Below are 10,562 nucleotides of genomic sequence, written 5' to 3' on the forward strand. Positions count from 1 at the left end.
GGACGGGGGAAAGGGGCGAATCATGCCAAAATCTCAGAATCTAGGCCATTGTTATATAAGCGTTTGTTAATAGTGCACCAACGCCCCACTTGATGGCAAATTCCGAGTGTTTCAAGGTGACGTCCTTGTTTGGACGCTCTCCGGACGCGTGCCCACCCACCTTGTTTCGGTAGTCCGCGAGTTTGGGTAGTTGGGCAAGCTGCAGTTGATCCGAGCCCAATCGATGAAATGGGTGATCATCCCGCCCATTTGCAGCGAATAACGCACCAGCAAGCAGTGCCTTCAAAGGTTGATCGCGGTTAGTCATAGCGTTCGCGACGGAACGGCGTGCCTGCCCAGCCAGAGCATGGGCGATGTCGTCATCGACAGCCTGAACCGTCAGAGCACGGATTTCAGCCAAGGCCTCAGCGCGAGTCCAGTTGCCTCTATTTGGCCAACATGGTTCAACCGGCCACTCCTCCAACAGCCATTTGAGAACGGCTTCGATCAGACTGGCCGACTCAGTCATCAAGGCGCCCAGATCCTCTGGGTGAATACGACCCTGCGCTTCTTCAATCTTCGCCTTCTGGCGTAGAACCCTGAGCAGATGCTCGTGCACAAGCGGTGCCCGACTCTTGAGGAAGGGATATTTGGATTCGACTTGGAAGTCGGCATGCTCGTCGAGCCGCTCGAACCACTCATCTACCGAAAGGTCATCTGCTGAAATGTCCGGCAGCAAACGCTGCATGCGGCGCCTCAGTGCTGCGTTGCCCTTCGCCAAGTCCAGGAAAGGCTCACGCAGCCACGAAACAGCGGGCCGAAGCCGGAAGGGGTCGCTGATCAACCACCGCTGCGGACCGTTCTCGTCGCGATACAGTTCGCACCAGAAATAGAGGTGCAGCGGCCGATCGTCGATGTAGTCAAGCGTTCGGATAGCCACATCAAATCCGACCGTCTCGCCGCTACGTCGAGCATGTGCAAGCTCGTGCCGATATTGCCTGTAAGCCGCCAACAAACCTGGAACGTCAGCTTTCGCGGGTGCTTTCGCCTGAAGTAAAAACGGCTTCTCCTGCCTACCGTTATCTCGGTCAAGGACGAACACCGGCCGATTGTTCTGGTCGGTGCCGACAGGCTGAACCTCGGGAAGAGTGGTCGAGAATCGAGGCAGCAACTGGCCCCCGATTGCGTCCTGGAACGCATAGCCTACCCTCAGATTGAGTCGGCGATCCTCAGCCTCATCCAACAACCTGGCACCATCTTGCGTCACTTTGTTAAGGTGATCGATCCAGCCATTGGGCTGAAGCTGCGACGCAATGATGAAGCGAACAAGCTCACTATCGATTGCCATCAACTCGGCAAGCTTCGTCGCTTCGGTCACCCCAGCCCGCATCAAGCCGAGCAAGGTTTCCTGAAACAAGTTGCAGCCCGCTTGCTGGCGATCATCCGGATAAAGGACTCTCCATGCATAGACGGGCCAGAAGAGGTTCTCGCGCCTTCCGGAGATCGGGCTCAGTTCCCGCGGCACGTAACAGTAGCGGTCAGAGAACATGCCCATGCCTCCCTTTGCAGAGATCGAGGAACGCATGCATCGCCGGCACGGCCTTATCAGCGCCGGGGATCTCGGCCATCGACTTATCCCCGACTGCGATCAGCAGTGATCGCTGGCGACTCATCGCAACGTTCATGCGGTTGCTTAGCCGCAAGTGGCCGTACTTACGGCTAGCAAGCATCTCGAAGCCGTCGATGTCGCTCTCTGCCGGCAAGCGCTGGCGATTGGAACGGACGACCGACAGTAGAACGATGTCGAACTCCTTGCCCTGAAAGGCATCGACCGTCCCCACTCTGAACCGCTCCTCATGATCGCGCGTCTTGCGGTACTGCTCGTTGACCTGCCAATCACCCGTCTCTGGGTTGCGGCTTGTCACATCCAAATCCTTGAGCGCCTTAAAAATCGCATCACGTTGCGCGCTATAAAAGGTGATCACCCCGATGCTGACCGCATCACCACAACCGTCCAGCAGCCGCTTCGCCTCTTCTGCAACACGACGTGCTTCGAGCGCTCTCATCCAGCTCGGATTTCCATGCGGCTTTCGCTCTTGTCCGTCCCCTTCGGAATGAGGCACGTCAATCCAGCAACACACCTTGTCTTCGTGCCCGGGAATGTCTGCCATGAAGCTATCCGCACTACGACCGGGTTTAATGGGGTCCAATCCCTCACGCTCGTAGAACTCCCGACTGACGAACTCACCCAGCACCGGGTGCATCCGAAACTGGGTATCGAGCATCACCACGCGCCCAGTCCCCTTTAACTGTTTCCAGAGCCTTTGGAACAGAGACTCCTTGTAGGCCTCGCGTTGCTCGTCGCTCAACGCATGACTGGACGCTACCGCCTCTTCAACCTCGGGTTCGAGCAAGTGCGGCAACTGCCTGTGGTCACCCACCAGCACGATGCGTCGCGCAGCCATCGACATCGGGATGAAGAGGTCCAGCGGGTTGGCCCGCGCGGCCTCATCAATGATCACCGTGTTGAAGCTGATCCCTGCATCGCCGACATCCGTGAGTGTCTTCAGGTTAGCCATGTGAACGCTGGCAGCCTGCTGGCAGGTTGCGCCAACCACCATGGCGTACTCGCGCACAGTCTCGCGAACTCGAAGCGGGTCGGCCTGGAATGCATCCCTGTAGCGTGCCAGCACGCCCGCCACGCCAAGGCGGGAAGTCTTGAGTCGATCCTCGATGCCGGCCTCTATAGCAATCAGCAGACTACGGCCCCGGTCGTCGATACGATTCTTGACTACGGGTGGTCGGTAATCGAGCAGGCTGTCAAGCAACTCGTCACGCAACGCAAGCAGACGTTCAGCATCCTCCGAGCCCAAAATCTGCACTTCCTCGAAGTCGCGTAAGCGCGCAAGAAGCGGATCGGGAATGCCACCGAGATAACTGGCAGTGAGGATCAGATCGATCAGTCGTTCGGGTCCGTCATCGGCAAAGCTGTCGTGCGATACCCGCAGCGCCCTGATCTTCCTCAACAGCAGCGATGCTTCATCACGATTTGTCGAACGCGCCGCGGTCGCATGTAGTTCACCGACATACTCTCGCCACTGCTCCATCAGCAGTGGGTCAAGTCGAACTTTGAAGTTCTGATCAAGGTCGGCGAGGCCTGCCGTCAGCCCCAGCATCTCCTCCCGCCGTTGTTCGACTGAGAACTGGCCATGCTTGAGCTTGGCGATACCCGCATGGACACGTCGCAGCAGATCGAGGTGGTTTTGCTCGGCTTCGTATTCCGACAGCTCCGCCTCAACTTTCTCGGCAGTTTCGTCGCACCAACGCTCGACGCGATCCACTCCGTCTGCATCTTTGCGTTGCCCTACCTTTATTCCAGGCAAGCCATAGACGCGGGTGCGATCGAGCGCATTTTCAACCGCGTCGTGTTGGAAGCTCGAGATCAGGACTTGATGCTGCGGACTTGCGCTCTCACCCAACTCGGACAGGCGACGCTCAAGCGCAGCGATCACCTGCGTCTTGCCTGTACCGGGCGGACCGATGATGAGTGCGATGTCAGGGGTCTCGAGAGCAGCCTTGATCGCTCTCTCCTGACTTGGAGTTGGCGCTCCATGCTTGAAGCACGCCAATGCATGGGAGGTGAGCGCTTTCTCAGAGCGGCCGCGCACCGACGGGAGCGGCATGTTCTGAAAGAGGTAACGCAACTGCGGGAGTCGGCGACCACTCTCGATTGCCTGCCGCGCCTTCAGTCTTCGCTCCTGAACGGTACGGTCACCCGCCAACGACAGGGACAGATATCCGCTCTCAGGTGGCCGCTTGGAGCTGGAAGAAATCAGAATCTCATTAGATTTCCGATGAGGGAAGTCCGGACGCCCCCTAAAACGCCGGGAAGCGGACATAGCACTCACCTCGTCCTGAATCTGCCGCCACTCGGGGTGTTCTTCGGTCGCCTCGAGCTCCAGCCCAGTGTCCGACTCGATGGAGCTCCAGACCTTCTTGAAGATCTCTCTGTCCGCAGGCGAAACATTGAACCGCCAGACACCGCCCTCGTCGCTGGCCTCCTCCGCACGTGAGTAGGCCAGCACGTTCAGCTGAGCTGCCTGCTGCAGGCTCCTCTGCCATTCCTCCTCGCTGTACTTCTTCCACAGATCGATGTAACTGCCATAGCTCTGTACCGATTGTTGAAGCTGGTTTTGGGCTGTCGGGGACAGCAGTTGGCTCGCCACCGTGTGTTCAACAAACCGAATATCGCTAACAACCATGGTCCAATCGACGTTCTTTGCCTGGAACCTGCTAAGCCGGCGGACAAAAACCTGCCCGCGATTGTCCTGCTCCAGGTCCAGCTTCCACGTGCGCCCAAGTAAGGACCAATCTCCTTTGCGCGCACCCTGGATGCGCAGAACGGCGAACCACGGCTTATCGCCGTCAACAACGAACTCGTCCCTCAACCAGTTCAGATAGTGGGCTTGCTCTGCCCCAGCGAGGTCCGGAACCGTCCGAGCCATGAGATCGAAGGCTTGCTCGTCGACCGCCACCTCGACTGGCTCATCGAGCGGAGTCCATTCCGATGGCCAAGCGGTCTGCAGATGGAATTCGGCGGCGGATTGCTTAAGCAGTATCCAAACGAGATTTTTCTGAGCGATCGCCGTCAGGAAGGGCTTGCCCCCGGCATTGCGATCCAGCTCGACCAGCTCCTTGCCCTGCGCCAGCCAGACATATCCGGCATCATCCTGCCACGCCCGAACCTGAGCCAACGGATTCAACAGTTTGGGCGCAGACACGTCGGCTCGGACGACGTAAACATCCGGATCGAACAGGGGGAAGTCAGCGAGTCTCATCGTCCCTCACCACTTGAAACGCCAGGCGTCATGCATCCCCTCGGAGTCGGAGAGGTGCAGCATGTAGTAATCCCCTCTGCGGATCGCAGCATTCAGCCTCTTCTTTCGATCCAAGACATGAGTCTCCCTGGTCCTCTGACTCTGAAGGGCGACTCGCCGGCCGGGCGCCGGCTCAAGGTGCAAACCCGCGCCATCGAGCGTGAGCGAGCAAACAGGCACACTCTCGGCATACATGACCGAACCAACCGGTGAGCCTCTGAGCTCCACAGTCTCCCTTCCGAATACCATCCGCTGATTGGTCGCAATCCACGGACTCTGGTCACCGAATTCCGCCTTCTCCAGTTCGGAGAGGGGCGCATAGACGTAATGACTCATGAGGAGGTGAGCGCTCTCATCCTGAATGCGGTCGCAGAACGGGCACTTGCGAGCCCTGTTGTAATAGAAGCTGCTTCCGCAACCGTCTCCATCGCCGCAGGTCATCAACATGGCCGCGGCCGCCTCGAAGCCTGCACGCCACTCCGCCAGCGTAGGTCGAGCCCCGGCATCGATCCGCCCAGTTCCGAAACACCGCTGAAAGAGCTCTTGCAGCTCCTTGGTCAGGACCAGATCCCTGGACAAACCTGTAGAAGAACGATTCGAGTCGTCGTCCAGGTCGTCCACCCAAGGGACTCCTCCCATGAGTGCAGCCGTTTCACCATCCGACTCCCCGTCATTCACGAAATCACCCTTGAGTGGGTGCAAGAGCGCAAGGAGCTCGAATGCGATCACGCCGACGCTCCACGAGTCGGTGAGACTGTTGATCCCGCTTTCGCCCCGCATGATCTCTGGCGCACCATACCCGGGGGTATGAATCTTCTGCCCCCCTTCGCGAGAGAGGAGACTGATGTTGTCGCAGTCGATCAACCAGACTTCCGCATGCTCTCGCGAGCGTGAAACGAAAATATTCCCCGGGGACAAGTCACCATAAGCGAGACCACGACCATGCAGCTTCGCAAGCGTGCTGCACAACCCTTGCAGCAGTCGCAAGCGCTTTGCCAAGCCACCAGAGTCGATAAAGCCCTGCAAACCCCTCCCGTCGCGCATCGCCGCGATAGACTCTTCGAGCAAGCTCGTCAGCGGAACCAGGCCATCCATCAGCTCCATGACGTAGCCCAGCCGAGGCCGGACAATCAGGGTCTGCGGGCGTGCAATTCTCAGTTCCTCGAGGGGGAGACGGCTCACCCACTGCATGTGATCAAACCATGCCTTGGTGCGTGGATCATTTGCAGGATGCCTGCCAATCTTCACCAGCACGTTCTTGAACTGGGTTTGGCACACGACGCCCTGGCCACCTTCGGCGAGCTTTCCCGTGAGTTCGTAGGCTGTCCCCTGACGGTCATGCACGACACGGTTTCCGTGTCTAGCGGCCTTGTTGTTCTTGTCCTTGTTCGTCGTCATCTGTCGGCTCGAAAGATCAATCCAACCGTTTTGTCATCCGCGTGCAAAGGCGTGGGCCAAGCTCGCAGCTGACGTGCCAGCCATCGCTTACCGTTTCGCCGGCTTCGTTTTGCGGCAACTCCGATCAACCTGTCGAAGAATCCATCTAATCGCTCAGGCACCAGATCGTCAGCCAGACCATCGGTCATCAGCATCACCCCGTCTCGAGGTTGTGAAAGCACGAAGGACGTGTGCTGCCAAGCCCCGAACGACCGTGTCACGCCGAGGGCCGCCGTCTCATTCGCAAATCCAGCCCTATCACCCGTCAGCACCCCGAAATCGCCCCCTGCCCGATACAGCACCAAGCCATCACCCAGTTGCACGATGCTGCAGCGCCCGTCCTCACGCACCGAGGCAACGAGAATCGTTGTCGCCATCGAACTCGGGTCATTGCTCGGAAGGGCAGTCAGCCAGGCTCGGTAGAAATCCTGAATGGCGTCCCGCGGCGATCGCTCGAACAAGCCTCGGCGCAAGCACTTATCCGCCACTCGAACGGCCAGCCGAGAGCCCACATGGCTCAGCGGCCTTGATCCAAGACCATCCGCCACCGCAAGAAACCAACCACCCTGGCTTCCGCGTAATCGGAGCGCATCCTGATTGGGACCACCTTGCGCCTCGTGAAATGGGCCGATAACCTTGGCAGCCGTTGCGCGGATCACTCAAAAATCCAGGTCGAGATCGTCGTCTTCGGGGATGTCTGCCAGCACGAGCGGAGCACTGCTGTTCGGCGCCGTGCTGCGCGAACGCGAGGTAACCGACATGGTCACCGCACGGAAGAAACGATGAATGTCACGCGCCTCATGTGCTTTGAAGACAGGCGATTCGGGATCATTGGTGAAGCGGCGGAGCATTTCGACGTCGGCATCAGCACCGATCGCCATGGCGAAACGCGTCGCTTTCTGCCCTCGCTCCGATTTGCACAAACCATCGAGCGGCTGTTCCCAGTCGTCGGTCGGCAAACCATCCGACACCAGGACCAGAACCGGCCGATAGGCTCGGGACGGAATCATGTCCTTGTCCTCGATCAACTTTCGCGCCTCTTCGAAGGCCGCCCCCATCGGCGTCCTGCCATCCGCTCGCAGCGGGCTGACCTCGGAGATCTTGTGCGCAGGGGCCAGAGGCAGGTGGACGCGAGCCCGCTCTCCCCCGAACGTAATCAAGCCCACCTGAATCTCGGCTCTCAGCCGGGACTCGGCTGCAAACCCCGCCACCATGTCCTTCAGTGCCAGATTGAGCGCCTCGATCTTTCCATCGACCGTCATGCTTCCACTGACGTCTGCCATCACGATGACGGGTAACGGCCGTGCCTCAGCAACAGTGAAGTCCTTGAGCTTGCTCGCTTTGTCTTCCATCTTCTTCGTATCCTTCGTCTCTTCAGCGCCGCCACCCTTTGCCACGAAAGGATCGTGCTCGCGACCGCGAACAATGCTGGCAGCGTAGTAGCGACTGAAATTGTCTTCTTGGTACTTCGCGAAACCCATCTCGCACCCCCACTAGATCGGCCCCCTCAGCGGGGTCATTCGACGGAGTCCAGCCTGGTCCCGCTGGCTCTCACATTGATTTGATTGGCTCTGGTCCCGGCCTGCCGAGCCACGCTATCACATCTGCTGAAGTGGATGATGTGACCAACGTCATATGCATGCCGAGTTCGCCAGATCCTGCCTTCAGTGATAAACGCGATGGCGACGTTTGCTCGGGCGAATCTTGCGCAGCTCGTGGTTGCGATAGGCAGTCACGACCGAGCCATCGGGGGCGACCAGTACATGCACGCCATCGGCCTCGGAGACGTCAATGCCGAGTTCGGCACAACGGGCGACCTCCTTGTGCCCGATCACGCGGTAGGCCGCCCCACGCGCATGCACGGTGCGGCCGTAGCGCAGCACCATGGCCACACACCTTTCGGAGATTCCGCGCTGCCCCATGCGCATCTGTGCATGGTCAGTGAGAGGAAGATCGCTCGAAGACTGACTGAAATCCGCTGGGCTCTGCATGGCCTCATCTCCTTGTCGCTTACAACCCATACTCAGCAAAAGGCGTGCCAGTTGCTCTTCGAGCGAATCCCTAATCTATACAACAGCTTACGATTCTGGAGGACCGAAACGGTCGAACTTGAATATAAAGCTCAGTGCCTAGAAGAAATTTTCTTCTATAAATCCCCGCATCTTGCGTGAGGAGACGCGGCAGGAAACAACCGTCGCATCAGACCGCGAACGCTTGGCGGAATACAGGTTTGAGAACTGCGGAGCCACCTCTGCGAGTAAGCAGGGTCAATCCCGAGACCAGACCTCCAAGGCCTGGGCGAGTAAGGTCTCTGAGCGCTCTACCATCTGCATCTCCCCCCAGACGTCACTCTTTAGCGCCTGAAAATAGCTGTTCATCGACAGCAAGCTGTAGCGACAGATCATCGTACGCTTCCCGTCTTTTCGCATGCCATCGTCACCTTCGACGTCGGCGAACGGGCCGTTGCTCACCGCGCTGTTCAACGACTTCGTCAGCAAAGTCAGGTTGCCGAAGGTGTGCAAGAGCCTGTTACGCGTTGCCGTCGCCTCGCTCTCCTCCGGCAACGGGTAGTGGCCAGACCATGCCCAGCCTTGTGGAAGAACATGCTCCACGGAAAGTTGTTCGATACTCGGCACCGGTTGCGGCTCATGCTTTGCGCCGCGGCTCGCGACTTCCAGCGCCCTCAGGATCGCAGCAGTCCTTGCCGGCCGAAGCTCAACGTAAACCGGGCGATGCATCCATGCTTCACGAAACTCCGCGTCCGTTGGCCACACCTGGCTGTGCCCGCCTAGCCCCTTCAGGTAACCACTGAGGACCTTGGCCGGCTCCTCCCCTGCCTGCATAAGCTCCAGCAACCGCAGGAAGATTCGGTTGTAGTTCTTTGTCGTGTAGCCGCACACCGCACGGCGGACGACGTAGCTGGCCAGAGCACCTAAAGCAGCCTCAAGGTCAGGATCGTCGTCCGAGTAGCGCTCACGCAGGAAGAGGTAAACAGGCGTCAATGTACTGACATCCAGCACCTTGATGAGCCGACCAAACTCGGCGATTGCGCCACTGCCATCCGGCGACAAGAGCTGCCTGAAATATTCCGCAGCACGGACGATTCGCGCCAGTTCACCATCAAGGTCGCGCATCTCGCGCTGCCACCACTCCTTGAATCCCTGGAATACGTGGCTGACCTTGGTCTCCTCACGGCGCCGCAGCACAGTCAGGTGGTAGAAGAACAAGTCGATCCTGGGATAGGTAATGCGTCCTTGGCGCTCCTTCTCGCGCCAGTAGCGGTTGGCCGTCACCTTGTTGCGGCTATCTACCTGCTCATCGAAATCCTGCCAGTGTTGCGAATAAAGCTTGTCGACTGGCAGTTGTCTGCGCGCCGCATCCAGAAAGATGAAGTTGCGTATCAGATCCGAAGCAAGCAACGGTTCGCCACGCGCATTGAGCGTTTCGAAAATCACCTGGGGATCATCGTCGCCCTCCAGCGTCAGAGTCATAACCTGCACAGCATCCTGCAAAGCCATGAACAGGCATTCGGCTCGCTCCGACCTCACCGGATCTCCTTCCCCTGGCCGACAAGGCAGGCTTTCGCGCCTTACGCTGTGAATCAGCGCGTCAGACACGCTGCGATCGATTTCCGCGTACTCAGGGTCCCCGCTGGATACACCACGGAGAAATCCTTCGATGGCGCGGTGCAGATAGAGATACGCCAACACCATCAACGGACGCTCGAGACGGCGACGTCCAGACTGCACCGGAAACTCCGAACATACGGCTTCAATGCTCGGCGCCGCATCCAGGAAGGCGATCTCCTCGCGTCCGGCCTTCGTTGGCCAGACCTTGTGGTAGTCACTCTCAACGTTGTACGGACCGGGGTTGCGGATCATGCCGTCCAACATCCGGGCGACACCCTCCAACTCGGGATGTGCGCCCGAAACATGCCGAAAAGCGAGCATCAACAGATGCAGCGTCGTCGTACGCTGCTGCCCGTCGATCACCTCATAGGCCTTCACACGTCCAAAGGCATTGACCACCGGGGTCAACACCACCGAACCCAGAAAGTGCTTCTGCAATGGCGCAAGCTGGTGACTCCCTGCCTGCTGCTCGAGTTCTCTGCGGCCGAGCAGGCACTCCGCACGATCCTCCACATCCGCCCACAGGGGAGCAACCTGCTTCTCGAGTGTCCAAACGGGCGTTGGTGCAATAAAATGTCATCCATCCCGGCGGCGCCGGACTTCCTGACGGTTTGAGGTCGAGCATGGCAGCGCGAGCGAA

Annotated in this window: 7 protein-coding genes; all 7 read right to left on the reverse strand. The window is 58.9% G+C overall.

The features are described 5' to 3' along the window. Positions 1 to 40: 40 nt before the first annotated feature. Positions 41 to 1,528: a hypothetical protein gene (locus M622_RS36050; RefSeq protein ID WP_157282121.1), complete on the reverse strand. Its 1,488-nt coding sequence runs from the start codon at positions 1,526 to 1,528 to the stop codon at positions 41 to 43. Continuing rightward, positions 1,518 to 4,817 carry a DEAD/DEAH box helicase gene (locus M622_RS36055; protein WP_021250598.1) on the reverse strand — a complete coding sequence of 1,100 codons (3,300 nt, stop codon included), beginning with the start codon at positions 4,815 to 4,817 and terminating at the stop codon, positions 1,518 to 1,520. The genes M622_RS36050 and M622_RS36055 overlap by 11 nt, the downstream gene beginning before the upstream one ends. Positions 4,818 to 4,823: 6 nt before the next feature. Further along, positions 4,824 to 6,254 carry a protein kinase domain-containing protein gene (locus tag M622_RS36060; protein WP_021250599.1) on the reverse strand — a complete coding sequence of 477 codons (1,431 nt, stop codon included), beginning with the start codon at positions 6,252 to 6,254 and terminating at the stop codon, positions 4,824 to 4,826. Continuing rightward, positions 6,251 to 6,952 (reverse strand): PP2C family serine/threonine-protein phosphatase, encoded by a 702-nt coding sequence (locus tag M622_RS39865; RefSeq protein WP_084520796.1) that lies wholly within the window; start codon positions 6,950 to 6,952, stop codon positions 6,251 to 6,253. Before M622_RS39865 ends, M622_RS36060 begins: the two co-directional genes overlap by 4 nt. Next, positions 6,953 to 7,774, reverse strand: a complete 822-nt coding sequence (locus tag M622_RS36065) for a vWA domain-containing protein (protein WP_021250601.1) — start codon at positions 7,772 to 7,774, stop codon at positions 6,953 to 6,955. A 183-nt stretch (positions 7,775 to 7,957) separates the two neighbouring features. Next, entirely contained in the window at positions 7,958 to 8,284 is a 327-nt protein-coding gene (locus M622_RS36070; RefSeq protein WP_021250602.1) for a DUF4258 domain-containing protein, read from the reverse strand. A 276-nt stretch (positions 8,285 to 8,560) separates the two neighbouring features. Next, positions 8,561 to 10,492 (reverse strand): DUF262 domain-containing protein, encoded by a 1,932-nt coding sequence (locus tag M622_RS36075; RefSeq protein WP_281168231.1) that lies wholly within the window; start codon positions 10,490 to 10,492, stop codon positions 8,561 to 8,563. Positions 10,493 to 10,562: the final 70 nt, after the last annotated feature.

This window comes from Thauera terpenica 58Eu (assembly GCF_000443165.1).
Lineage (GTDB): Bacteria > Pseudomonadota > Gammaproteobacteria > Burkholderiales > Rhodocyclaceae > Thauera > Thauera terpenica.